The organism is Pseudomonas sp. NFPP04, from assembly GCF_900113815.1.
Classification (GTDB): domain Bacteria; phylum Pseudomonadota; class Gammaproteobacteria; order Pseudomonadales; family Pseudomonadaceae; genus Aquipseudomonas; species Aquipseudomonas extremorientalis.
On record NZ_FOQS01000014.1, the window covers coordinates 78603 to 104386 of the forward strand.

Consider the following 25784-nt stretch of genomic DNA (forward strand, 5'->3'; position numbering starts at 1 on the left):
TAAAGCCCGCAGGCTTCGATCGACACCAATCACTTGGGCTGGAAGGTTTCCAGATACGCCAGGATGTTTTCAATTTTCTCCTGGTCGCTGATACCCCAGAAGATCATCCGCGTACCACTCACCACCTTCTTCGGCGCCTCGATATAGGCCGCGAGCTTGTCACGGGTCCAGACCACACCGGAGTTTTTCATCGCGTCGGAATACTGATAGTCCGTGGTCGTACCGGCGGGCCGGCCGATGATGCCGTTGAGTTGCGGGCCGAAACCGCCGCGCGCGCCTTCGCCGATGCTGTGGCAGCCGCCGCAGGTCTTGGTGAAGAGCTTGCCGCCCGCCTCGGCGTCGCCGGCCGCCAGAGCGGGGCTTGCGTTAAGGATCAGGGCGAGGGTGAAAAAGGCGTATTTCATCAAAGGCTCCACAGCCGGCAACGGTAGGCCGATTATGCCTGTATCAATTTCCCTCCGCCGCTTCTGGTAACAGCCCGGGAAGCGCTCTGAAACGACCATCCATCGCCCGGTACACATCCAATCGAACCTATTCCAACCCATCCCACTCCACCTTACTGAATCCCTGATGGTGGAGTAAGGATCATGGCTCAGCCATCGATTTTGGTGCTGGAAGACGACGAAATCATTCGGGCGTTAATGGTGGATGTACTGGAGGATTTCGGCGCGCTGGTGACGTCGTTTCCTTCGGCGGATGAGGGGATGATTTATCTTGAGCGGGCCGATGATCCGGTCGACCTGATTGTCAGCGATATCCAGATGCCGGGCCTGCTCAATGGCTATGACCTGAGCAAGGTGGTGGCCCATCGTTGGCCGACGGTGCCGGTGGTGTTGACCTCGGGGAATACCAAGTTGGCGGCGCAGTTGGGCGGCTCGGTGCGGTTTTTGCCCAAACCGTGGAGCACTGAGCATTTGATTGAGTGCGTACAAACGGCGTTGACCCAACAAGGCTTGTCAATGCACTGATAGCGTCACGATATCATTCAGATCGAACTTCATGGCGCCGTCCAGGGTCATTATGCAAGCAAGGAGCGACTTTTCTGATCCGCTGGTCAGCCTTTTCGCCTTGCGCGTACAGCTGACCGCCATGAGTTGTGTAGAATTGTCGCCCGTTTAACGCGTCATTCATGGCCGAGAGGCCCACAGTTCGAGCTCACTGAATGCATTCACAGGCCCATGACGTTGGTGCGCCCTCTTTGCTGGAAACGTTGCGCACAGGCACGGCCCTGCTGCATGTGGCGCTGGAGAAGCGCCTGCCGTTTTTCTCTGAGCATCTGGATGCCGATTGGTATCAGCGCTTGCTTGAGGCGTACTACGGTTTTTATGGACCGATGGAAGCGGCGCTGTACGAATGTGAGTTGATCCCTGAGGGCTTCGATCAGGGGGCGCGTACGAAAACCCCGACGCTACTGCACGATCTGGATGCACTGGGCCTGAATGAACAGGCTATCGGCGCCCTGCCCCGCTGCGCCGAACTCCCGACCCTCGACACCCCCGCCGCCTGCCTCGGAGCCCTGTACGTGCTGGAAGGCGCGACCCTCGGCGGCCAAGTGCTGCGCCGGGAAATGGCCCAGCGCCTGGACGTCAATGCCGACAACGGTGGGGCGTTTCTCAATGTATACGGCGCCGAGACCGGTCGACGCTGGAAAGACTTTCTCGATTACCTGGGCCGCCTGCCGCTGGATGCCCCCGCCAAACAACGCGCGGTAGAGGCAGCCCGTTCAACATTCCGCTGCTTTGAGCAATGGCTCGACAGCCAGGAGGTACTGCTATGAAACCCGAAGATTTTGAAGAGCTGCTTGCCAACTGTGCCGACGAGCCGATTCGCTTCCCGGGGGCAATCCAGCCCCATGGCGTGCTGCTGACATTGTCCGAGCCCGAGCTGACTATCATCCAGGTCAGTGCCAACGTGGGCAGCCTGTTCGGCCATGCGCCCGAGGCGCTGCTGGGCCAGCCACTGCACACGCTGATGGGCGCCGAGCCCGCCCAGGCGGTTGCCGCCATGGCCGAAAACAACACGTTTTTTGACGCGCCACCGCTGCACGTTTCCTTTAACGGCGCAGAGTTCGAAGGCCTGCTGCACCGCCATCAGAATGTTCTGGTGCTGGAATTCGAGCCACGTCTCAAAGACTTCCGCCCACGGGCACTGAACGGGCGCACCAGTGACCTGGGCAAGATGCTGCAACGTTTGCAGTCGGCGAAAACCCTGCAAGCGCTGTACGAAATCAGCGTGACTGAAATCCAGGCCATGACCGGCTACGACCGCGTGCTGATCTACCGCTTCGAAGAGGAAGGCCACGGCCAGGTGATCGCCGAAGCGTCGGCGCCGTCCATGGAGCTGTTCAACGGGTTGTTCTTCCCCGCGTCCGACATCCCGGAGCAAGCCCGCGAGCTGTATCGCACCAACTGGCTACGCATCATCCCGAACGCGGCCTACGAGCCGGTTCCACTGTTGCCCAAGCTGCGCCCGGACACCGGCCAGCCGCTGGACCTGAGCTTTGCCACGCTGCGCAGCGTGTCGCCGATTCACTGCCAGTACATGCAGAACATGGGCGTGTTGTCGTCCATGAGCATCTCGCTGATGAAGGGCGACAAACTCTGGGGGCTGATCAGTTGCGGCAACCGCGAGCCGCTGCTGGTGCCGAACGAGCTGCGCACCACCTGCCAGACCATCGGCCAGGTGCTGTCGTTGCAGATCAGCGCCATGGAGGCCCTGGACCTGAGCCGTCAGCGCGAGGAAAAAGTCGAGGCCCTGGCGTTGCTCGACCAGGCGATGAAACGCTCGGAAGATAACGTATTCGACGGCCTGGCCCAGCAACCGCAGGTACTGATGGACCTGACCCTGTCCGGCGGCGTGGCGATCATCGAAGACAAGCAGTTGCACCGCTACGGCAACTGCCCGGAGCCGGCGCAGATCCGCGCCTTGCACAAGTGGCTGCAAGGGCGCAGCGAGCCGGTGTTTTCCAGCCATAACCTGGTGTCGGTGTACCCGCCGGCCGCCGAATTCCAGCAGGTGGCCAGTGGCGTGTTGGCCATGAGCCTGCCCAAGCCGGTGGATAACGCTGTGCTGTGGTTCCGTCCGGAAGTGAAAGAGAACATCAATTGGAGTGGCGACCCGAAAAAACCGCTGGACCTGGAAAACTCCGACGCTGGCCTGCGCCTTCGCCCACGTACCTCGTTTGAAATCTGGAAAGTGGAGATGGCCGGTATCTCCACCAAGTGGAGCCATGGCGACCACTTTGCCGCCAACGACCTGCGCCGCTCGGCCCTGGAAAACGACCTGGCGCGCCAGGTGCTGCGTGAGCAACAAGCGGTGCGTGCGCGTGATGAACTGGTGGCGGTGGTGTCCCACGACCTGCGTAACCCGATGACAGTGATCTCGATGCTGTGCGGCATGATGCAAAAGGCCTTCAGCTCCGATGGCCCACACACCTCGCGACGAATTTCCTCGGCCATCGACACCATGCAACAGGCGGCCGGGCGCATGAACGTACTGCTGGAGGATTTGCTCGACACCTCGAAAATCGAGGCCGGGCGGTATGTGGTCAAGCCGGTGGCACTCGACGTGACCCAGATCTTCGAGGAAGCCTATTCCCTGCTGGCACCGCTGGCGATGGATAAGGGCATCGACCTGTCTTTCAACGCCGAGCCGGGCCTGCAGATCAATGCCGACCCGGAGCGTCTGTTCCAGGTGCTGTCGAACCTGATCGGCAACGCGATCAAGTTCACTCCGCGCCAGGGCAACATCGGCATCAGCGCCATGAGCAATGGCGAAGAGATTGTGTTCTCTGTGCGCGACTCCGGCGAAGGCATTGCGCCGGAACAACTGCCGTACGTGTTCGATCGCTACTGGACCCAGACGGAAAACAACCCAACCGGCAGCGGGTTGGGGCTGTACATCACCCAAGGCATCGTCCAGGCCCATGGCGGCAAGATCGTTGCCGAGAGTGAAGTGGGTCGGGGAAGTGAGTTCCGGTTTACGGTGCCGAAGGTGATCGACGACTCGCATACCTGACTGAACGTCCCGACTGTGAAGGTCGAGACTTTTGTGGTGAGCGGGCTTGCCACAAGCCATGTTTAAACGGGCAACACCACCACCGCTTCCAGCCCTCCGCCCTGGCGCTCAGCCAGGGTCACGGTGCCGCCATGTTCCAGCACAATCGCCCGAGCGGTCGAGAGTCCCAAGCCGACACCGCCCGTGCTTTTGTTGCGTGAGCCTTCCAGGCGATAGAAAGGCAGGAACACCTCCTCCCGATGTTCGGCCGCAATGCCCGGCCCGCGATCCAGCACGCGAATCACTACCTCGTCCTGTGTGTGCTGCAACTCGATCTCCGGCGCGATGCCATAGTGGATCGCGTTGTCCACGAGGTTGGTGATCACCCGCTTGAGGCCCAGGGGCCGGCCGAAGTACACCAGGCGTGGCGGGCCGCGAAAGGTGATGTCGATCGCCTGGTCGCGGTAGTCGTCGATCAGGGTTTGCAGCAACTCGGCCAGGTCCAGTTGCGTAGCCTGCTCCAGCCGGGCGTCATCGCGGAAGAATTCCAGGGCGGTGTTGATCATGGCCTGCATTTCATCGACGTCGCGAAACAGCCGCTGCTGCTGGTCGGCATCTTCGATGAATTCCCCGCGCAGGCGCAGGCGCGTCAGCGGTGCGCGCAGGTCGTGGGAGATGGCCGCGAGCATTTGCGTGCGGTCCTGGATGAAGTGGCGTAATTGCGCCTGCATGCTGTTGAACGCAAGGATCGCCTGGCGGATTTCATGGGGCCCCACCGGCTCGATGGGCGGTGCGCGAAAGTCTGCACCAAAGCGCCGCACGCCCTGGGCAAAGTCCTGCAGCGGCCGCGCCAGTCGCCGAGTGGCCACCAGGGTGACCAGTGCGGTGGAGATCAGCACCATTAACACCACGATCACACTGCGTGCGCCCTCGTCCAGGCCCCAACTGCGGGCAGGCGCGGTAAACATCAGCCAGGACTGATCGGCCAGTTGCATCAGCAGCAGGTAGTGGCCATTGCCGTCGGGCCAGTCAGACGGTTCATAGGCTTCCATGGGACGGATCGGGCCGTCCAGCAGGTGCTCGAAGGCCTGTTCTCCCGATTGGAAATCCGGGTCATTCAGCACGGGTAGATCAAAGGCGGTTCGCTGCGCCGACCACCTCACGCTGAACGCGTCATCAGCCATGACCTCGGCCAGACGCGGTCGTTGCACCGGCTCCGACGCTTCGATCACACGCACCACCACGGCGATCTTTTCCAGCAGCCCGGTCTCGGTGAGCGGCGGCCGTGCCCAAACCCCCGCCAGTTGCACGAACAGGGCGTTGAACGCCAATGCGGTGAACATCGCGACCAGCACCGTCAGGGCGATCCAGCGCGCCACGGTGTCGCGTGGGCGGCGACTCATGAACGGGTCACGCTGACGGTGAATTGGTAGCCGCCATTGCGCACCGTGCGGATCATCGCCGGGCGTTTGGTATCGAATTCCAGCTTGCGACGCAGGCGGCTCACTTGCACGTCGATGCTGCGGTCAAAAGCGTCGTGGCTGTGGCCTCGCGCCAGGTTCAACAACTGCTCACGGGTCAGCACGCGCTGGGGGTGTTCGGTGAACACCAGCAGCAGGTCGAACTCGCCGGACGACAACGGGATCATCACCTGGTCGGGCGAACGCAATTCGCGGCGTGTGAGGTCCAACTGCCAGCCGGCAAAGTGGATCCGGGGGCGTGCCACCTCCCCCATCGGCAGTCGCGTTTCGCCCGCCCGACGCAAGACCGCGCGCACCCGCGCCAGCAATTCGCGAGCATCGAATGGTTTGCTCAAGTAGTCGTCTGCGCCCATTTCCAGGCCTACCACACGGTCGCTGAGTTCGCCCATGGCAGTGAGCATGATCACCGGCGTCGCATATTGCTGGCGCAAGCGCTGGCACAGCAGCAGGCCGTTATCACCGGGCAGCATCAGGTCGAGGATGATCAGGTCAGCCAGCTGGCGCTCCATGGCCGCCCACAACTCGGCGCCACTGGCAGCCGTCTCGATCCCATAGCCGTGTTGCAGGAAAAATTTCTTCAACAGGGCGAGGACTTCAAGGTCATCGTCCACAATCAACAAGTTGCTCACCGACGGTCTTCACTGGGTGGGTTCGAGGCGCTATCTAAAACCATTCGGCGCGGTCCGTCATATATTTCAATCGTGCAATAAAGCGTCAACGCCGCAATAAACCAGACATCTTTGCGCAAGGTTGCACTGCCAGGATCGGCCTCCCTTTTTTGCGGAGGCTGTGCCCATGCGCTCGTTGACCTACCCCCGGCATCTGGCCCGCCAGGCCTTGCTGTTGCTGACAGTGTCTTACCTGACGGGCTGCGCAAGCCCAACCCAGGTGGCGCCACCTGCTCGCTGTGCGCAGGTGAATTACCCGGTGTATGACCCGGCCGAGCCAGTCAACCGTGGCGTGTTTGCGTTCAACCGTATTGTGGATAACTACGCCCTGGCGCCGATAGCACGTGGTTACCGTGACCTGCCGGATTTTTTCCAGCAGGGTGTGCATAACTTTGCGAGCAACTTCGGCGAGCCGGCGGTGTTTATCAACGACCTCATGCAAGGCAACCCGCGACGCTCGGTCAATACCCTGGGGCGTTTCGCCGTGAACACGACGGTGGGCGTGGTGGGGCTGTTCGATGTGTCGGACCGCCTGGGCATCCCGCGCCATACAGCCGACTTCGGCCAGACGTTCGGCGTGTGGGGGATCGGCAATGGGCCGATTGTCGAACTGCCGTTGCTGGGCACCAGCAATAGCCGGGATGCGGCGGGCAAGGTCTTGAGCTTCCTGGTTTCGCCACTGGGCGACAGCGATACCGTGCAAACCCTGGGCACCATCAGCCTGGTGGGCGGCACGGTCGATACCCGTGCATCATTGTTACCGCTCACCGACAGCCTGCAGAAACTGCCGGATTACTACAGCGCGTTGCGTAATGTGGTGGCGGAAAATCGGGCGGCTTTTGTGCGCGAGGGCCAGGCAGGCGCGACATCTCCTGCGCTGGACAGTTGTGCGAACAGCGCTTCGGATGACTTCAGAGCGCGGTAGCCAACCATGTAATCTCTTGCAGCAGTGGGTTTATAGCCTACTCGCTATGCCGTCATTATGTTTGGCCTCACTTCGCTGCAACAGGCGAAGTCATCCTCTAAACGCTATAAGGAAACATCCATGCCAAGCGCAATCAATCACACACTGGGCAGCTTTTACCCCCCACTGCAGCAGGATGATGCAGAGCCCCAGCGCAGGAAGCGCAGCATTGACGTCACACACTCGCAACTGAACGCCGCCGATCCTGGGAGCACGGCCGCCAACGACCGTCGCAAAAGCGGAGGTGGGCTAGACACACTGGGTCAAGGCAGGTTGCTCTAACCCGCCTTGATACGAAGGGCAGTGCACGGCCCTTCGTACTCCTGCTTAACAAAACCATGACATTCACTGGGCTAACCTTGCCGGTCAAGCCCAGCGTGGAACCATTACCTGCATGCCGCACCTCGATACACTGCCCGCCGTATTGGCCGGCCCACTGCTGCGCCGCCTCGAACCCCGGCGCCTGGTACTGTGGCTGGTGGGCAGTCGAGCCCTGCAACTGACCCTGCAGTTGCATCTGCCCGCCCAAATCCTGGAGATCAACCTGGATCATTGCCAGGTCGTTCCGGTGGGGCGCCACGCTTTTATCCACTTGATCGATGTACCGCTGGACGATGCCCTGCCCCAGGACATAACGATCCGTTACGATCTGCTGTTCGACAACACCGGCATCGCCGACTGGGCGCCACACCTGCTGTACGCCAACGCCCAATACCCAAGCTTCGTTTTGCACAGCCGCATCCACCAGTTGGTACACGGCTCATGCCGCAAACCCCATCACAGCGCCGATGAAGGCCTGCTGTGTGTCGACCGCCTGCTGGCCGATGCCACCAATGCCGCCGAGCGTCCGGCCCTGCTGATGATGAGCGGTGACCAGGTGTACGCCGACGATGTGGCCGGGCCGATGTTGCGCGCCATACATGCATTGATCGCACGCCTGGGCCTGTTCGATGAATACCTGGAGGGCGCCGTGATCGATGACAGCGCCAGCCTCTACGGGCATCGTGCCAGCTACTACCATCGCGCCGACCTGCTGCCGGCACTGGACAGCAACGAAACCCTGCGTGAACGCTTCTTTGGCGGTGTGAAAAAGCCGATCTTCACCAGCAGCACTGCCGACAATCACCTGGTGACCTTCGCTGAAGTCATCGCGATGTACCTGCTGGTATGGTCGCCGACGTCCTGGGAACTGATCGCGCCTGAAGCGCCGCAACTGAGCACAGAAGAACAGCAACGCTACACCCGCGAACACGTGCAACTCGAGCGATTCTGCAATGGCCTGCCAGGCGTCGCCCGGGTGTTCGCGCACCTGTCCACCTTGATGATCTTTGACGATCACGACATCACCGACGACTGGAACCTCAGCGCCCAATGGGAAGCCACCGCCTACGGCCACCCGTTCTCCAAACGCATCATCGGTAACGCTCTGCTGGCCTACCTGCTCTGCCAGGGCTGGGGCAACCAGCCGGATGCGTTCAACGAACTGGTCAGCCAAACCCAGTCGCTCACCTGCCAGCCCCAGGCCAACCACCTGCAAGCCGCCGCCCAGGATGATTTGATCCAAGCGCTGCTCAACTTCCAGCAATGGCACTACGTGCTACCCACTACCCCGGCCCTGGTGGTGCTCGACACCCGCACGCGCCGGTGGCGCAGCGAGTTCACCCTCAAGCAACCGTCCGGCCTGCTGGACTGGGAGGCGCTGAGTGAGCTGCAACAGGAACTGCTCGACCATCCTTCGGCCATCATTGTTTCCCCCGCCCCCATCTTTGGCGTGAAGTTGATCGAGACGGTCCAGAAGATTTTCAGCTGGTGCGGCCACCCGTTGCTGGTGGATGCGGAAAACTGGATGGCCCACCGTGGCGCTGCCCAGGTGATCCTCAATATCTTTCGCCACTCGCGTACACCGGGTAACTACGTGATCCTTTCAGGTGACGTTCACTATTCATTCGTCTACGAAGTGCTGATCCGCCATCGCAACGCGGGCCCCAGGATCTGGCAGATCACCAGCAGTGGCATCAAGAATGAATTCCCCCCACGCCTGCTGGAATGGTTTGACCGGCTCAACCGTTGGCTCTACTCACCCCGCTCGCCCCTCAACGGGTTCACGCGCCGTCGCAGTATGCAGGTGGTGCCGCATATTCCCGAGCACGCCGAAGCCGGCGAGCGGTTGTGGAATTCGGCGGGGATCGGCCAGGTGTTTTTCAACGAGCAAGGCCAGCCTGAAACGATCTACCAGCACAACGCTGATGGGAAGGGGCGGACGGAGATGATGGCACCTGATCAATAGCCATTAGCCATCAACCTTTAGCCGTACATCTGCCCTATTCAAAGCACCCAGGCCCCGTTGTACAGTAGCGCCAGCCACGGAGTATCGGCGTCAACAACGGCAGGCCTTGAGGCCTGCTCAGGCAAGGAATGCGCACATGGTCGATAACTCCGACAACAACCCGTTGGAACAGGACTTCTCTCACTTCAACGCCGACATGCTGCACACCGTGCTGGAGTTGGTCAGCGACGGGATCTGGGACTGGAACGCCAACACCGGGTTCGTCTACCGCAACCCAGGCTGGTACGAAATGCTGGGTTATCCCCGCCACGCGCTGGAGAACAGTGTATTCACCTGGGAAAGCGTAATTCACCCGGACGACTATGCCCAAGTGATGAAGTTGTTTGACGATTACATCCACCGGCGTGCCCCTTACTACCAGGCCGAGTACCGCTGTCGCAAAAAAGACGGCAGCTACTTGTGGATCGAAGACCGTGGCTACGTGATTGCGCGTAACGCCGACGGCTCGGTCGCAAGGATGGTGGGCGCCCATCGCAACATTCATCTGCGAAAATGCTCCGTCGAACAGTTGGAAAGACGCAATCAATCCCTTGAGGCGCTGGTGGCCGAGCGCACACGCGAGCTGTCGCGGGTCAACCAGCAGTTGCAGCTACAGCTGGATGAAAACCGCTCGCTGGCCGAACGGGATGCCCTGACCCTGGTCGCCAACCGCTACCGCCTGGAGAAAGTGCTGCTGGAAGAATGCGAGCGCGCCCAACGCTTTCGCCTGCCGCTGACGCTGATCGCGATGGATATCGATGACTTCAAGCCGATCAATGACCGTTTCGGTCATGGCGTGGGCGATCAGACGCTGGTGCAGGTAGTGGAATGCCTGCAACGCTGTATTCGCCGTGGGGATCTGTTGGCCCGATGGGGCGGCGACGAGTTTGTGCTGGTCCTGCCCAAGACCTCGCTGGACAGTGCGAAGGCACTGGCAAAGAGCATCCGCCAGCAATTGAAACACAGCTCGCACGGCGGCGACTTCAGAGTCACCTTGAGCCTGGGTGTAGCCGAGCGCGAACAGGATGAGTCCCCCGCCGCGCTGATGGCGCGTGCCGACCAGGCGTTGTACCGCGCCAAAGCGGCGGGAAAAGATGGAGTATCTGAATAACAGCCCCCGTGCTATCGAACCGGCGGTGCGTACTGGATGCCGCCGTTGTTCCATAGCGCATTGAGCCCGCGCTTGATCTTCAGCACGCTGCCCTGGCCGATGTTGCGCTCGAACACCTCGCCGTAATTACCCACCTGCTTGACGATCTGCACCACCCAATCCTTGCGCAGCTTGAGGTCCTTGCCGTACTCGCCATCAGCTCCCAGCAACCGGGCAACATCCGGGTTCTTGCTGCTCTTGGCCTGCTCCTCGACGTTCTGCGAGGTGATGGCCATTTCCTCGGCATTGAGCATGGCGAACAAGGTCCACTTGACGATGCTGAACCACTCATCATCGCCTTTACGCACCAGCGGCCCCAAAGGCTCCTTGGAGATCACTTCCGGCAACACCACGAACTCGTCCGGGTGGGCCATCTTGATGCGCTGGGCGTACAGACCCGACTGGTCGGTGGTCAGCACGTCGCAGCGCCCGGCTTCCAGGCCCTTGGCGCTTTCGTCGGCGGTATCGAAGGTGATCGGCGTGTACTTCATGCCGTGGGTGCGGAAGTAATCCGAGACGTTCAGCTCGGTGGTGGTGCCGGCCTGGATACACACGGTCGCGCCGTCCAACTGCCTGGCGCCGGTAACGCCCAGTTTGTTGTTCACCAGAAAGCCGATGCCGTCGTAGTAGGTCACGCCGGTGAACACCAGGCCCATGCCCGAATCGCGGGAGCTGGTCCAGGTGGTGTTGCGCGAGATCAGGTCGATTTCACCGGATTGCAGTGCGGTGAAGCGCTCCTTGGCGGTCAACTGGGTGAACTTCACTTTCGATGCGTCGCCGAAGACCGCCGCCGCCACCGCATGGCACACGTCCACATCGATGCCGGTCATCTTGCCCGTGCTGTCCGGTACGCCAAAACCCGGCAGGCCGTCGCTGACACCGCACTGGATGAAGCCTTTCTTCTGGATGGCGTCCAGGGTCACGCCCGCCTGCGCGCTGCTCGCCAGGCCCAATGCAGCGGTGGCGCCGATCACGGCCAAGGTGGTTTTGAATGGGTTCATGCAAGGCTCTCCCTGTCATTCCTTATTATTCGGCGTCGTGCAGCCCGCGCCGGTTTATAGTGCTGCCGGGCAGTATCAACGGCTTTGCGCCGCTGCCACAAACGACCTTTAGGCAAAGGCTCCTTCCGATTTGGAATGAAGTGCATGATTTCAAAACGCTTGACCCCTTCGATGACTGCCCTGCAATGCTTCGAGGCAGCCGCCCGCCACTTGAGCTTTACCCGTGCCGCCGAAGAGCTGCACCTGACCCAGAGTGCGGTGAGCAAACAAGTCGCGCAGTTGGAAGAGATGCTCTGCCACAACCTGTTCGACCGGGTGCGCCAGCGTTTGTACCTGTCGCCGGCCGGGTCGCTGTACCTGGCCGAAGTGCACAAAATCCTCACACAGGTGGACATCTCCAGCCGCTACATCCTCACCTACGGCGGCGAGACCGAAGTGCTGCGCATCGCCACCCAGCCGACCTTCGGCGACCGCTGGCTGGTGCCCAAGCTCAAGGATTTTGCAGCGAAGCATCCGAACATCCACCTGGACGTGCGCAACGAGCTGGAGCCGTTCGATGTGTTGCAGGCGAAGGCAGATATCGCGTTTTTCTTCGGCCAGGGTTCATGGCCGGGAGCGACCTGCATCGAGCTGTTCCGTGAGGCGGTGGTGCCGGTGTGTGCGCCGGGTTTTGTCGCCGAAGGCAGTGATGCTTCGTCACGTCACACCCTGCTGCAATGCACCTCGCGCCCGGAGGCCTGGCATGAGTGGTTCCTGGAGCAGGGCCTGCACTCGCAGAACAGCTACCACGGGCCGCGCTTCGACACGTTCTACATGTGCATTCGTGCGGCGCAATCGGGCTACGGCGTCGCGTTGGTGCCGCAGTACCTGGTGGCCGAAGAACTGGCCCAGGGCAGCCTGATGATTCCATGGGACTATGCGATGCCCAGCAGCGGCGCGCACTTTATCGCCCATGCCGAACATGCCGGCGAGATTCCCAAGGTGAAGGCTTTCCTGAGCTGGATGGTCGACTATGTAGGCGCACATCGCGATTTTCAGTCATGACCCGGCGACTTTATTTCGTTTGCGACGAGGGTAGGTGCCCGGCTTAGATAAAAAGACGCCCGTCACTGCCGAGTCTGCGATTCATGAGCCACGAAACCATCAGCCAGTCGATTTCCATCGTTCACCCCATCAGCCTCAGCCACGGTAAGAACGCCGAAGTCTGGGACACCACGGGCAAACGCTACATCGATTTTGTCGGCGGCATCGGTGTGCTCAACCTCGGTCATTGCCACCCGGGCGTGGTCGAGGCGATTCGTGACCAAGCCACCCGGTTGACGCACTACGCGTTCAACGCCGCCCCGCACACACCCTACATCGAACTGATGGCGCGGCTGACCACATTCATCCCGGTGACCTACCCAGTCAGCGGCATGCTCACCAACAGCGGTGCGGAAGCCGCGGAAAACGCCCTGAAGATCGTACGCGGCGCCACTGGCCGCACGGCGGTGATCGCCTTCGACGGCGCCTTCCACGGCCGCACCCTGGCCACGCTCAACCTCAACGGCAAGGTAGCGCCCTACAAACAGAAGGTCGGTGTGCTGCCGGGTCCGGTGTATCACCTGCCCTACCCGAGTGCCGACAACGGCGTGAGCTGCGCCGAGACGTTGAAGGCCATGGAGCGCCTGTTCAGCGTGGAAATCGATGTCAACGATGTGGCCTGTTTCATCATCGAGCCGGTGCAGGGCGAAGGCGGTTTTCTTGCGCTGGACGTTGAGTTTGCCCAGGCGCTGCGACGCTTTTGCGATGAACACAACATCCTGCTGATTGCCGATGAAATCCAGTCGGGCTTTGGCCGTACCGGCCAGCGCTTTGCCTTTTCGCGGCTGGGTATCGAACCGGACTTGATCCTGCTCGGCAAAAGCATCGCCGGTGGAGTACCGCTGGGCGCCGTGGTCGGGCGCAAGGCGCTGATGGACAACCTGCCCAAAGGCGGTTTGGGTGGGACCTATTCCGGCAACCCCATCGCGTGTGCGGCGGCCTTGGCCACGCTGGATGCGATGACCGACGAACACCTGCACGCCTGGGGCGCACAGCAGCAACACGCCATCGTCAGCCGCTATGAGAGCTGGCGCGCGCAAGGCTTGCCATACCTGGGCCGCCTGACCGGTGTCGGTGCTATGCGCGGCATCGAGTTGGCCAACGCCGACGGCACACCCGCGCCGCAACAGCTCGCTCAACTATTGGGCCTGGCGCGGGGCGCCGGGTTGCTGCTGATGCCCAGCGGCAAGTCGCGGCACATTATCCGTTTGCTTGCGCCGCTGACCATCGAACCCGTAGTACTGGAGGAAGGCCTGGATATCCTTGAGGCCTGCCTCAAGCAGTTGGACTAGTAGCGCGCATCCACGGGCCTGCCGCCGTTCGGCCAGTCCTTGACCGTGTCGGGGAAGTCCGGGCGCGGTTGCCCCGAGAACATCGCAATATTTCTTTAAAACCTGACCTGGAGTGGTCTCCTCGGTTCAGGTGTGCAGTTGTTTTTATGCGTCATCAGGCAGATCACCAGGGCCAGCCAAGCCCCAGGCTTGTTGTCGCGAAATTCCCCAAGCAGCCACTTGATATGGATCAGCGCAACCTCAAAGGCAGTGTGCTGCCTTGACCTGACCTCCCTCCCCCCTGAAAATGCCCGACGCTTTTTTGTCCTCGTTTACTGAAGTAGTGAAATTTCAATGTCCGATTCTTACACCGAACAATCTGCCACCGAAGAATCCGTCGTCGCCTTGCACGCCAAAGCCGAATACGAAAACGCCATCAATCTTTCACAGCATCTGCCCGCCGCCAAGATCATCAGCGAGATGGTGCTGGACGCGTTCCACACCTCCAAGGAAAGCGACCAGATCCGCGAACTGCGCGTGGCCATCCGTCAGGCCCACGATGCCTTCGATGACGACAAGGCCTACGACCTGATGGGTCAGCTCAAACAGCTCAAGGACGCCGAGGCCGCCGACAATGCCGCCCTGGAAAACTTGAGCAGCCAGTTCTCCATCAGCCGCATCCTGTCCTGCTTCAAGGACGACCCCGAGTTCCAGGAGCTGGTCTACGGCCTGGCGTTGAAAGTGCTGAACCAGAGCCACCAGGCCATCAGCAACCCGAGCGCCGGCAAGAGCAAGGCATCCCGCCCGAAGAAAGAAGCCGAAGTGTTTGTGATCAGCAAGGATGGCATCAGCGTCACCCTGCCGCTGCGCACGCCGCGCTCGAAGCTGAACGTTGACCGTGAGGCGTTCGAGTTCCTGGGCTTCAGCTTTGTGGGTGAAGGGGATGAAGCGGAGCTGGAAGTCGAGAGCTTTGTGGATAACGCCGGCGCCGAACAGCCTTTGAACCGCAAGAGCGTGATTACTGCGTTGCAGCAGCAGACGGCGTTTGATGGGTACAGCATCGCGCAGCAGTAACCCTTAATCCCAACCCTTTCAAGGTCTTTAGGTAGAACAGGCGATAAGTACTCTGTGGCGAGCGGGCTTGTCCCGCGTTGGGCTGCGAAGCAGCCCTGAAACCCGCGGCCGAAGAATGCCTGACTCACCGCATTCCTCCTTCAAGGGTCGCTTCGCAACCCAACGCGGGACAAGCCCGCTCGCCACAGTTGCAGTGTTCGCCCTTAATGGAGTGGTATCAGCCAGATAGGGTCGGTTTTTCAAAGACCTTGAAAGGGATGCCAAGTTATGGTCATCAAGACAGTTGCTCCCACATGTGTTCGGCGTCGCGTCAACTGACCTGCTGCGCAAACACCTCGCGAAACCGCGCCATATCCTGCTTGTCCCCCACCGTCACCCGTACCCACTGCGGCCAGCTTTCAAACACCCGGCCGATCATCACACCTTGCGCCGCCAGCTTTTCGATCACCTGCTCCGCCGGTTGCTTCACGTCGATCATGAAGCAGTTGGCCTGTGACGCGGTGCAGGTGAAACCCCGGCCTTTCAACCACGCCACGGTCTCATCACGCAGTTGATTGTTGAGGGCCTTGCGTTGCGGCAACAGCTTCACGTCTTCCAGGCTGGCGAGGCCGCCCAGCAACGTGCTGCCCGCCGGGACGTTGTCACCGCCAAACACGGCCAGGCGTTCCAGCAGCGCCGGATGACCGACCGCCAGGCCCAGGCGGGCGCCGGCCATGCCGTAGATTTTCGAGAAGGTGCGCAGCACCAGCAGGTCATCGTGGTCCTTGACCCAACTGACCACGCTGGGCGTGTCGGCGAAGTCGATATAGGCTTCGTCCACTACCAACACGCTGCCTTCGGGTTTGTGTGCCAAGGCCTGGCGGATGGCGTCGGTGGGCGTCACGGTGCCGGTCGGGTTGTTGGGGTTGCACAGGTAAAGCATGCCGGCCTGGGGGTCGGCGGCGAGCATGGCCGGGATGTCATGGCCGTGGTCGGCGTTGAGGCTGACTTCCTTGACCGAGGCCTTGTTCGCCTGCGCCGCCTGGCGTGGCACTTCGTAGGATGGCGTAGCCATCACCAGACCGCGGGTCTCGCTGGTGAATGCCAGCACTGCATAGCGCAGTGCAGCCATGGAGCCGGCAAATACCGCCACCTGTTCTTCGGCAATCCCCTGCTGCTGGGCAAACAGCCCGGCCAGGGCGTACATGTGTTTGTAGGGATAACGCCCGGCTGTGGCGATTCCCTTCTGCATGGCTTCGCGGGCGACCTGAGAGGGCCCATAGGGGCTTTCGTTGTAGTTGAGCAGCACCTTGTCAGTCATGGTCGGCGGCGGGCTGGCAACCGCCCAATCGAGGCGCCCCAGCAGAGGCAGGGCGGCGCCCAGGGCGAGAAGGGACCGACGACTTACGCTGACCATAGGGCTACTCCTTGTAGGCGGGTGATGGATTCGCACAGCACGTACTGAGGGGTATGACGATAAACGCAGCCGGGGATTTAAACCCCGTCCAGGAAAAAGCCCCGCGCTTCTCTCGAAGGCGGGGCTTTTTCACTGCAGGACCACTCAGTGAGCGTAGGTCAGCAGCAGCTCTTTCGGCACTTGGAAATCCAGGGACATCATCACGCTCAGCGCGGTGATGGTGAAGATCGAGAACACGAACAGCTTGCGCGCCCAGACGGTGTCATCCACCGCCTTGTAGCCGGTCCAGGCCATGTACAACCAGTACATGCCCATGGCGGCGGCAACGGCAAGGTAGCTCATGCCGGCGTAGCCACTGAAGGTCAACATCAAGGTCGCCACGAGGAAGGCCAGGATGTACAGCAGGATGTGTTTCTTGGCGACCTGGATACCCCGTTTTACCGGCAATACCGGAATCGAAGCAGCCAGGTAGTCGTTGAAGCGGAAAATCGCGATGGCGTAGGAATGCGGCATCTGCCACAGGCTGAACATCACCAGTAGCGTCAGCGCGGCCATGTCGAAGCTATTGGTTACAGCCACATAACCAATCACCGGCGGCATCGCCCCCGACAGACTGCCCACCAGCGTGCCGTGAACCGACTTGCGCTTGAGGTACAGGCTGTAGAGGCCGACGTAGATGACAAAACCGATCACGGCAAACAGCGCCGCCAGCGGGTTGGCCACCTTGTACAACAACGCCACACCGGCAACACCCAGGACGGTCGCGTAGATCAGTGCCAGTTTCAGGGAGATGAGGCCCTGGACCAGCACACGATTCTTGGTGCGCTCCATCTTGATATCGATGTCACGGTCGATGCAGTTGTTGAACACACATCCGGAAGCTACCACCAGGGACGTGCCGATCATTGCAGCCAGGAAGATGGCCAGATCGACATGTCCCTTGGAGGCCAGGAAGAAACCGCCCGCCACAGAAAGCACGTTACCGAAAATGATCCCCGGTTTGGTGATTTGGATAAAGTGCTTAAGCGACATCGGGTCTTACCTCACTTCGCCATCATGAACGTATGGATGCTGAACATGATCCATATCGACAGGCCAACCAGCAGTACGATTACGATCCCTGCGAACACGAACGCAACCACGTTGTCGCGCTGCTCCTTGGAACGGTCCAGGTGCAGGAAGTACACCAGGTGCACCAGAACCTGAATCACCGCGAATGCCAGCACGATCATCAAGGTGATCGACTTCGGCAGGGTCGGGTACATCACCAGACCGAACGGGATGAGCGTCAGGATTACCGACAGGATGAAGCCGATGGCGTACGACTTGACGCTGCCGTGGCTTGCATCATGGCTGTCATGGTCATGGGAGTGTGCATTAGCCATTACAGAGTCCCCATCAGGTAAACAACGGTGAAGACGCAGATCCAGACCACGTCCAGGAAGTGCCAGAACAGGCTCAGGCAGGTCAGGCGAGTCTTGTTGGTGTTGGTCAGGCCGTGCTTATTGACCTGATACATCATCACCGCCATCCACAGCAGGCCGGCAGACACGTGCAGACCGTGGGTGCCTACCAGCGTGAAGAACGCGGACAGGAAGCCGGAACGGTGCGGGCCGTAGCCTTCGGAGATCAGCAGGTGGAACTCGTTGATCTCCATGCCGATGAAGCCCAGGCCGAACAGGAAGGTCAGGGCCAACCAGCTCAGTACGCCTTTCTTGTTGCCCTTGTAGAAGGCCAACATGGCGAAGCCGTAGGTGATCGAACTGAACAACAGCAAGGCGGTTTCGCCGAGCACGTAAGGCAGTTCGAAGATGTCGTGGCCCGACGGGCCACCCGCTACGTTGTTTACCAGTACCGCGTACACCGCGAAGATCGACGCAAACAAGATGCAGTCGGTCATCAGGTAGAGCCAGAAACCGAAAACGGTCATCGGCCCCGAGTCGTGGTGATGGTCATCGTGCCCATGGTCATCGACATGGGCGTGTCCAGCATTGGTCACTAAGTTCGACATGGTTTAAGCCTGTTCCAACGAGGTTTCAACACGGTTGGCCGGGATCTTCTTCTCGGCTACCAGGCGAGCGTGCTGCTCGGCTTCGATGCGCTCGATCGTCTCGACCGGCACCATGTAGCCTTGATCATCACGGGCAGCGTGAATGATGAAGTAACCGATAGTGCCCACCAGGCTCACGATTGCCAGCCACCAGATGTGCCAGATCATCGCGAAACCGAACACGGTCAACAACGCGCCCATCACCACGCCAGTAGCGGTGTTGTTTGGCATGTGGATCGGTTCGTAGTGCTTCGGACGCTGGTACGCAGTACCGTCTTCCTTGGCTTCGGTGAACGCATCAATGGTGTTCGCGGTAGGGATCACGGCGAAGTTGTAGAACGGCGGTGGCGACGAAGTCGACCATTCCAGGGTGTGGCCATTCCATGGGTCGCCGGATTCGCAAGCGTTCTGCTTACGGTCGCGGATACTCACGTACAGCTGGATCAGCTGGCAGGCGATACCCACGGCGATCATCACCGCACCGAACATGGCGACGTACAGGTACGGCACCCACTCAGGGTTGGTAGTGGCGTTCAGACGACGGGTCATGCCCATGAAGCCCAAGGCGTAGAGCGGCATGAACGCGACGAAGAAGCCCGAGATCCAGAACCAGAATGCAGCCTTGCCCCAACCTTCGTGCAGCTTGAAGCCGAACGCTTTCGGGAAGTAGAAGCTGAAACCAGCGATGTAACCGAATACCGCACCGCCGATGATCACGTTGTGGAAGTGAGCGATCACGAACAGGCTGTTGTGCAGGACGAAGTCAGCACCCGGGATGGCCAGCAGTACGCCGGTCATGCCGCCGATGGCGAAAGTCACCATGAAGCCCAGGGTCCACAGAACCTGGCTGGTGATACGCAGACGGCCGTGGTAGATGGTGAACAGCCAGTTGAATAGCTTCACCCCCGTCGGGATGGAAATCAGCATCGTCGCCAGGCCGAAGAAGGCGTTGACGCTGGCGCCCGAACCCATGGTGAAGAAGTGGTGCAGCCACACCATGAAGCCCAGTACGGAGATCGCGCCCGATGCGTAGACCATCGAGTGGTGACCGAACAGGCGCTTGCCGGTAAAGGTCGAGATCACTTCGGAGAAGATACCGAACGCTGGCAGGATCAGGATGTACACCTCAGGGTGACCCCATGCCCAGAACAGGTTCACGTACATCATTGGATTGCCACCAAGTTCGTTGGTGAAAATGTGGAAATCCAGGTAACGGTCAAGCGACAGCAGCGCCATGGTAGCGGCCAGGATCGGGAACGAAGCCACGATCAGGACGTTGGCCCAGGTGCAGGTCCAGGTGAAGATCGGCATGTCCATCAGTTTCATGCCAGGGGCGCGCATTTTCAGGACGGTGGCCAGGAAGTTGACCCCCGTCAATGTCGTCCCGAGCCCTGATAACTGTAGCGCCCAGATGTAGTAGTCCACACCCACGCCCGGGCTGTACTGGATACCCGACAATGGCGGATACGCAACCCAACCGGTCTTGGCGAATTCGCCGACGCCCAGGGACACGTTGATCAGCACAACACCGGAAACCAGCAGCCAGAAGCTCAGGGAGTTCAGGAACGGGTAGGCAACGTCACGGGCACCGATCTGCAGCGGCAAGGCAAGGTTCATCAGGCCGGTGAAGAATGGCATCGCCATGAAGATGATCATGATCACACCGTGGGCGGTGAAGATCTGGTCATAGTGTTCAGGTGGCAGGTAGCCAGGCGAACCCTCGGTGGCCATGGCCAACTGGGTACGCATCATGATGGCGTCGGCAAAACCACGCAGCAGCATGACCATGGCAACGATGACGTACATGACGCCGATTTTCTTGTGGTCGACGGACGTCAGCCACTCGGTCCACAGGTAGGTCCACTTCTTGAAATAAGTGATTGCTGCAAACAGTGCCAGACCACCCAGCGCGATCATGGCGATGGTCACCATCACGATCGGCTCGTGGAACGGGACCGCATCCCAACTTAATTTACCAAACATCGTTTACTCCTCTGCCCCAGCAGTTGAATGCGAGCCCGTGTCAGAACCTTCAACCACGGCCACTTCTTTCTTCTCGTGCTTGACCGGCTTGCCTGGCTTCATACCTTCGTACTTGTCGACGATTTTCTGAAACAGGTTCGGCTCATACGCGGAGTACAGGGCGACTGGGTTGTTCTGGCTCGGTTTGGTCAGGGCATCGTATTCAGCTTGATCAAGCTGTTTAGGTGCGGCCTTGACTTCGGCTACCCAGGCGTTGAAATCTTCCTGGCTCGTCGAGATCGCTTTGAATTTCATGCCGGTGAAGCCAGCGCCGCTGTAGTTCGCGGAGATGCCTTCCATTTCAGCTTTTTCGTTGGCGATCAGGTGCAGGCGGGTCTGCATGCCTGCCATCGCGTAGATCTGGCCACCCAGGGCAGGGATGAAGAACGAGTTCATCACAGCGTCGGAGGTGATCCGGAAGTTGAGCGGGGTGTGCTCGGGGAACTTGATCTCGTTGACCGTGGCGATACCCAGGTCCGGGTAGATGAACAGCCACTTCCAGTCCAGCGCGACCACTTCGATGTTGATCGGCTTGACGTCGGACTCCAGCGGACGGTACGGGTCCAGCTCGTGGGTCGACTTATAGGTGATGTAACCCAGGGCGATGATGATGAGGATCGGGACCAGCCACACCGCGATTTCGATCTTGGTGGAGTGCGACCACTTCGGCGCGTAGGTCGCGCTGGTGTTCGACGCGCGGTATTTCCAGGCGAAGGCGAAGGTCATGATGATCACAGGAACCACGACCAGCAGCATCAGCAGGGTGGCGGTGATGATCAGGTTTCGTTGATCCAGACCGATCTGTCCTTTCGGGTCCATCAAGGTCCACTTGCAGCCTCCCAGCATTAACATCATGCCAAGCAGCGGCAAAAAGCCTAGTAATCGGGGGTACCTGTTTTTACTCATCTCACGACCTCTAAAGCAGCTTGCGCAATGCAGTTGGGTTTTGATCGCCAACACTTCACCCTGCCAAGGGTTGGCATTTCTCTTCGATTGAATAAGAGCCTGCCCATCACGTCATAAGGGAACGTTTCACGGACCTGCGGTGAGTTCTTATTCGATTTCGTGGTTAAAGGCCTTGTTACAGACCAATTCCATTTGGTGCGGATAGTTGAAAGGCTGCCGGAACCTTGGGGTCGCACAGAGCCGTCCATCTGCCCTTCGACCGCTCCAGTGCTCAAATATTGAACAGCACCGGACATTCAGTGCGGGCGATTGTAGTTAGCTAGCGATGTATAAACCATGTCTTATAAAGAAATAATTTTTATCGATTACAGCAATAATCCTTCACCATTATTGCAACGGTTCGCGATCTTATCGTGTTCGATTCTCAACAAAAACCACAAAAATTGCCGTGTTATAGGGCAGCCTGCCGCCCCCCTTACCGCGTGTAAGGGGCTGCCAAACCGATGCAACCCCCCATAAAACAAGGCATTCGGACATCACCAAATCCCTGGCGCGGCGCGAGGTGCGCGGCCTTCCCAGCACCACGAACTGACAGCACATCTTGGCGGTTTTATGCAAATTTAAGCGGGTGTTCGGCGGGTCAGAATCGTCCTGCGGCGGCTTCCGTGTGACAACATGTCGCACACTGCGCGCACCCAAAATTGTCCGGCGTCACGTTCCGTTCACAAATTCCCACACGCAAAAACGCCCCGGCCTTCATGAAGAAGCGCCGGGGCGTTTGAGTGAATGATTCAGGCTTTGCGCTGGCGATTGCGATAGATGCCCAGCGGTACCAGGATCACGGTCAGCACGAAGGCCACCAATGCCCATTGCGCCAGGGAAAGCCCCAGTACGGGCGGGTACGGTGTGCTGCAGAAGCCATCGACCTGGAAGCCCAGGGGGAACACCTTGGCCAGCGGCAGGTCATCGACGATCGGTTGCAGTACATCGATGCCGCAACTGACCTGGGGGAAGAACTGGGTGTACACGTGATGACCGGCGGCGGCGACACCGCCAAGGGCGCTGAGCACTACCAGGCCTTCGAACAGCGTGATCGCACCTTTTTTACGCATGGCCGCGCCGATGAACGCGAAGATCGCGATCAACAGCAAGGCATAGCGTTGCAGGATGCACAGCGGGCATGGCGCCTCGCCGAGTACCACCTGCATGTACAACGCACCGCCGATCAACGCCAGGCAGATGATGCCCAGCAACACCAGAAAGCGCCGCTCCCTGCCTAAACGCAATTCGTCACTCATCCCCGTATCCCTTTGTTTGGTTGTGCCAATGGGCGCAAGTTTACACACAGGCCACCGTTTAAACAGAGGGGGGTTAACAGCGGATTAATCCAGAGAAATGTTGTGACGGGGCGGACGCCATCGCGGGCAAGCCCGGCTCCCACAGAGGAATGCGATCCCCTGTGGGAGCCGGGCTTGCCCGCGATGATGCCGACCCGGTGTATCGGCTAAACCCTATTCCAGCGCCGCAGCCGGGCCAAAGAATTCGTAGCGGCTTTGCTGCTCAGGCACGCCCAGGGCCTTGAGGTGGCGCTTGATCGCGACCATGAAGCCTTTAGGGCCGAGGAAGTAGGCGTCCAGGTCGCGCTGCTCGGGCAGCCAGGCGGCCAGTTGTTCCTGGCTGAGCAAACCCACCTTGTCCGCCGCAGGGCTCACCCCATCGTCTTCGGTGTAGCAGTAGAAGCGCTTGAGTTGCGGATGCTTCGCCGCCAGGGCGTCCACCCAGTCACGAAACGCATGTACGCCGCCGTTACGTGCACAGTGGATAAAGTGCACCGGGCGCTCGGTGGCCAGGGCGGCTTCGAGCATTGGCAGGGTGGGTGTGATCCCTACCCCGCCGCTGATCAGTACCAGCGGCTTATCGCTGGCCGCCAGGGTGAACTCGCCCGACGGCGTGAACAGGTCGATGGTCGCACCGACATGCACTTGGTCGTGCAGGTAGTTGGACACCCGACCACCCGCTTCGCGCTTGACGCTGATGCGATACATCCCGCTATCGGTCAACGCCGACAGGGAGTAGTTGCGGCGCACTTCTTCACCGTCGAGCACCAGCTTCATGCCGATGTACTGGCCCGGCGCGGCCGCGAGGATCGGGCCATTGTCCACAGGGGCAAAGTAGAAGGAGATGATTTCGTCGCTCTCGACCACGCGCTTGACCACGATAAACGGCCGCGCCCCCCGCCAGCCACCGGGTGCCTGGGCTTTTTCGGCGTAGATCGCAGCTTCGGCGCCGATCAGGATATCCGCCAGTTGGCCGTAGGCCGCGCCCCAGGCACTCATGACTTCAGGGGTGGCAATCTCGCTGCCCAGCACTTCGCAAATCGCACGCAGCAGGCAGGCACCGACGATCGGGTAATGCTCCGGCAGGATCTGCAGGGCCACGTGCTTGTTGATGATCTTGGCCACCAGGTCGCCCAACTGGTCGAGCTGGTCGATATGTCGCGCGTACATCAACACGCCATTGGCCAGGGCACGGGGCTGGTCGCCGCTGGCCTGGTGAGCCTGGTTGAACAGCGGGCGGACTTCCGGGTACTCGGACAGCATCATGCGGTAGAAATGGGTGATCAGCGCTTCACCGCCGCTTTCCAGCAGGGGCACGGTGGATTTGACGATGGCACGGTCTTGGGCACTAAGCATGGGAGCCTCCTGGGCTTCTTTACTGATTGTCTTTATCTACTCAGTATTCGTGCCAACAAAAAATCCGTTTATTTTCAATGAGTTAATTAATATGTAGTCAGTATGACCTCCTACAGATTATAGTCATTAGGACTACAAGGAGTCATTATGACTGCGCAATCGCTGCTCACCACCCTGCTGCCCCTGGTCGCCGACCTGTCCCGCGAACTGCCCGAGGGCGAACGTTACCGCCGCCTGCTGCAAGCCATGCGCGCCCTGTTGCCCTGCGACGCCGCCGCGCTGTTGCGCCTGGACGGCGAGTGGCTGGTGCCGCTGGCGGTGGACGGGCTCAGCGCCGACACCCTGGGTCGGCGCTTCAAGGTCAGCGAGCACCCGCGCTTTGCCGTGCTTCTCAGCAGCCCCGGCCCCACGCGCTTTGACAGCGACAGCGAATTACCCGACCCCTACGACGGTCTGGTCGATGGTTTGCACGGGCACCTGGAAGTACACGACTGCATGGGTTGCCCACTGTTCGTCGACGACCAGCCCTGGGGCCTGCTGACGCTGGACGCCCTCGATACCGAGCGTTTCGAACGCGTGGAACTGGACGCCCTGCAGGCGTTCGCCAGTCTCGCTGCCGCCACCGTGAACGTCGCCGAACGTATCGAACACCTGGTCCTGCGCGCCGAAATCTACCGCGAGGCCAGCGGCCAACAGCACAAGGAAATGATCGGCCAGAGCAAACCCCACAAGCGCCTGGTCGAGGAAATCAAGCTGGTGGGCGGCAGCGACCTCACCGTGCTGATCACCGGTGAAACCGGCGTGGGCAAGGAGCTGGTGGCCCAGGCCATCCACGCCGCCTCAACCCGCGCCGACAAACCGCTGATCAGCCTCAACTGCGCCGCCCTGCCGGAAACCCTGGTGGAGAGCGAGTTGTTCGGCCACGTACGCGGCGCCTTTACCGGCGCGTTGAACGAACGTCGTGGCAAGTTCGAACTGGCCAACGGCGGCACGCTGTTCCTGGATGAAGTGGGCGAACTGTCACTGACCGTACAGGCCAAGCTGCTGCGCGTTTTGCAAAGCGGCCAGCTGCAACGCCTGGGCTCGGACAAGGAACACCAGGTCGATGTGCGCCTGATCGCCGCCACCAACCGCGACCTGGCCGACGAGGTACGCAACGGTCGCTACCGCGCCGACTTCTACCACCGCCTCAGTGTGTACCCGCTGCAGGTCCCGGCGCTGCGTGAGCGCGGACGCGATGTGTTGCTGCTGGCCGGTTTCTTCCTGGAGCAGAACCGCTCGCGCATGGGCCTGGGCAGCCTGCGCCTGACCAGCGATGCCCAGGCGGCACTGTTGGCCTATAACTGGCCGGGCAATGTGCGGGAGCTGGAACACTTGATCGGACGCAGCGCACTCAAGGCGCTGGGTAACTGTCGCGAGCGTCCGAAGATTCTCAGCCTGAACGCCCAGGACCTGGACCTGCCCGATGTCAGCGCACCGCTGGTTGAAGAATCCTCCGAGGCGGTCGCCCCGGTGACCGGCGACCTGCGCCAGGCCACCGAACACTTTCAGCGCCAGATCATCAGCGCCTGCCTGGAACGCCACCAGCACAACTGGGCCAGTGCCGCCCGCGAACTGGGCCTGGACCGTGCCAACCTCGGGCGGATGGCCAAGCGCCTGGGCCTCAAATAACCCAGGCAACTGGTTCACATGTGGGAGGGGGC

22 protein-coding genes and 1 pseudogene are annotated in these 25784 nt (G+C 60.4%); 10 read left to right on the forward strand and 13 right to left on the reverse strand.

Annotated features, from left to right (window positions below; all coding sequences use genetic code 11):
* Window positions 1-29 precede the first annotated feature (29 nt).
* Window positions 30-404 (reverse strand): c-type cytochrome, encoded by a 375-nt coding sequence (locus BM017_RS24530; protein ID WP_092249302.1) that lies wholly within the window; start codon window positions 402-404, stop codon window positions 30-32.
* 183 nt (window positions 405-587) lie between these two features.
* Here BM017_RS24530 and BM017_RS24535 point away from each other — a divergent pair, with 183 nt between their 5' ends.
* The 3 genes from BM017_RS24535 to BM017_RS24545 all read left to right on the forward strand — a co-directional run bounded on the left by BM017_RS24535 (window position 588) and on the right by BM017_RS24545 (window position 4017).
* On the forward strand, window positions 588-968 hold the full coding sequence (locus tag BM017_RS24535; protein ID WP_092249305.1) for a response regulator: 381 nt from the start codon (window positions 588-590) through the stop codon (window positions 966-968).
* Between the two features lie 194 nt (window positions 969-1162).
* A complete protein-coding gene (locus BM017_RS24540; RefSeq protein ID WP_092249308.1) occupies window positions 1163-1777 on the forward strand; it encodes a biliverdin-producing heme oxygenase in 615 nt (204 codons plus the stop codon).
* Window positions 1774-4017, forward strand: coding sequence for an ATP-binding protein (locus BM017_RS24545; RefSeq protein WP_092249311.1), 2244 nt, complete (start codon window positions 1774-1776; stop codon window positions 4015-4017). The genes BM017_RS24540 and BM017_RS24545 overlap by 4 nt, the downstream gene beginning before the upstream one ends.
* Before the next feature lie 62 nt (window positions 4018-4079).
* Here the strand turns inward: BM017_RS24545 and BM017_RS24550 are convergent, their stop codons facing one another.
* Both BM017_RS24550 and BM017_RS24555 read right to left on the reverse strand, forming a co-directional pair.
* On the reverse strand, window positions 4080-5399 hold the full coding sequence (locus BM017_RS24550) for an ATP-binding protein (protein ID WP_092249313.1): 1320 nt from the start codon (window positions 5397-5399) through the stop codon (window positions 4080-4082).
* Complete coding sequence (locus BM017_RS24555) at window positions 5396-6106, reverse strand: response regulator (RefSeq protein ID WP_092249316.1); 711 nt, start codon at window positions 6104-6106, stop codon at window positions 5396-5398. Before BM017_RS24555 ends, BM017_RS24550 begins: the two co-directional genes overlap by 4 nt.
* Before the next feature lie 166 nt (window positions 6107-6272).
* Here BM017_RS24555 and BM017_RS24560 point away from each other — a divergent pair, with 166 nt between their 5' ends.
* The 3 genes from BM017_RS24560 (at window position 6273) to BM017_RS24575 (ending at window position 10546) form a co-directional block, all read left to right on the forward strand.
* Window positions 6273-7070: an MlaA family lipoprotein gene (locus BM017_RS24560; protein WP_092249319.1), complete on the forward strand. Its 798-nt coding sequence runs from the start codon at window positions 6273-6275 to the stop codon at window positions 7068-7070.
* Between the two features lie 433 nt (window positions 7071-7503).
* A complete protein-coding gene (locus BM017_RS24570; RefSeq protein WP_092249325.1) occupies window positions 7504-9396 on the forward strand; it encodes an alkaline phosphatase D family protein in 1893 nt (630 codons plus the stop codon).
* A 136-nt stretch (window positions 9397-9532) separates the two neighbouring features.
* Window positions 9533-10546, forward strand: coding sequence for a diguanylate cyclase domain-containing protein (locus BM017_RS24575; RefSeq protein WP_092249328.1), 1014 nt, complete (start codon window positions 9533-9535; stop codon window positions 10544-10546).
* A gap of 11 nt (window positions 10547-10557) precedes the next feature.
* On the opposite strand, the gene BM017_RS24580 is transcribed toward BM017_RS24575, so the two are convergent.
* Entirely contained in the window at window positions 10558-11586 is a 1029-nt protein-coding gene (locus tag BM017_RS24580) for an amino acid ABC transporter substrate-binding protein (RefSeq protein ID WP_092249331.1), read from the reverse strand.
* Between the two features lie 144 nt (window positions 11587-11730).
* Between BM017_RS24580 and BM017_RS24585 the strand changes: the two genes are divergently transcribed.
* On the forward strand, window positions 11731-12630 hold the full coding sequence (locus BM017_RS24585; RefSeq protein WP_071489208.1) for a LysR substrate-binding domain-containing protein: 900 nt from the start codon (window positions 11731-11733) through the stop codon (window positions 12628-12630).
* 83 nt (window positions 12631-12713) lie between these two features.
* Window positions 12714-13961 carry a 2-aminoadipate transaminase gene (locus BM017_RS24590; protein ID WP_092249334.1) on the forward strand — a complete coding sequence of 416 codons (1248 nt, stop codon included), beginning with the start codon at window positions 12714-12716 and terminating at the stop codon, window positions 13959-13961.
* On the opposite strand, the pseudogene BM017_RS29735 reads toward BM017_RS24590, so the two are convergent.
* A pseudogene (locus tag BM017_RS29735) lies at window positions 13958-14041 on the reverse strand (hypothetical protein); the annotation flags it as partial. The gene BM017_RS24590 and the pseudogene BM017_RS29735 sit on opposite strands and share 4 nt — an antisense overlap.
* A 253-nt stretch (window positions 14042-14294) precedes the next feature.
* On the opposite strand from BM017_RS29735, the gene BM017_RS24595 reads away from it, so the two are divergent.
* Window positions 14295-15014 (forward strand): hypothetical protein, encoded by a 720-nt coding sequence (locus tag BM017_RS24595; RefSeq protein WP_071489206.1) that lies wholly within the window; start codon window positions 14295-14297, stop codon window positions 15012-15014.
* Window positions 15015-15324: 310 nt separating this feature from the next.
* Here BM017_RS24595 and BM017_RS24600 read toward each other — a convergent pair whose 3' ends face one another.
* The 8 genes from BM017_RS24600 to hmpA all read right to left on the reverse strand — a co-directional run bounded on the left by BM017_RS24600 (window position 15325) and on the right by hmpA (window position 24081).
* A complete protein-coding gene (locus BM017_RS24600; protein WP_092249337.1) occupies window positions 15325-16410 on the reverse strand; it encodes a pyoverdine biosynthesis transaminase PtaA in 1086 nt (361 codons plus the stop codon).
* Window positions 16411-16554: 144 nt separating this feature from the next.
* Window positions 16555-17442 (reverse strand): heme o synthase, encoded by an 888-nt coding sequence (gene cyoE, locus BM017_RS24605; RefSeq protein ID WP_003194050.1) that lies wholly within the window; start codon window positions 17440-17442, stop codon window positions 16555-16557.
* Between the two features lie 11 nt (window positions 17443-17453).
* Window positions 17454-17795: a cytochrome o ubiquinol oxidase subunit IV gene (gene cyoD / locus BM017_RS24610; protein ID WP_016979640.1), complete on the reverse strand. Its 342-nt coding sequence runs from the start codon at window positions 17793-17795 to the stop codon at window positions 17454-17456.
* Window positions 17795-18421 (reverse strand): cytochrome o ubiquinol oxidase subunit III, encoded by a 627-nt coding sequence (locus BM017_RS24615; RefSeq protein WP_058426759.1) that lies wholly within the window; start codon window positions 18419-18421, stop codon window positions 17795-17797. Before BM017_RS24615 ends, cyoD begins: the two co-directional genes overlap by 1 nt.
* A gap of 3 nt (window positions 18422-18424) precedes the next feature.
* Window positions 18425-20443: a cytochrome o ubiquinol oxidase subunit I gene (gene cyoB, locus BM017_RS24620; RefSeq protein WP_071489204.1), complete on the reverse strand. Its 2019-nt coding sequence runs from the start codon at window positions 20441-20443 to the stop codon at window positions 18425-18427.
* A gap of 3 nt (window positions 20444-20446) precedes the next feature.
* Window positions 20447-21388, reverse strand: coding sequence for a ubiquinol oxidase subunit II (cyoA, locus tag BM017_RS24625; RefSeq protein WP_071489203.1), 942 nt, complete (start codon window positions 21386-21388; stop codon window positions 20447-20449).
* Window positions 21389-22179: 791 nt separating this feature from the next.
* Complete coding sequence (locus tag BM017_RS24635) at window positions 22180-22686, reverse strand: disulfide bond formation protein B (protein ID WP_058426762.1); 507 nt, start codon at window positions 22684-22686, stop codon at window positions 22180-22182.
* 213 nt (window positions 22687-22899) lie between these two features.
* A complete protein-coding gene (hmpA, locus tag BM017_RS24640) occupies window positions 22900-24081 on the reverse strand; it encodes an NO-inducible flavohemoprotein (protein ID WP_092249340.1) in 1182 nt (393 codons plus the stop codon).
* A gap of 147 nt (window positions 24082-24228) precedes the next feature.
* Between hmpA and norR the strand changes: the two genes are divergently transcribed.
* Window positions 24229-25752, forward strand: a complete 1524-nt coding sequence (gene norR, locus BM017_RS24645; protein ID WP_071489201.1) for a nitric oxide reductase transcriptional regulator NorR — start codon at window positions 24229-24231, stop codon at window positions 25750-25752.
* Window positions 25753-25784: the final 32 nt, after the last annotated feature.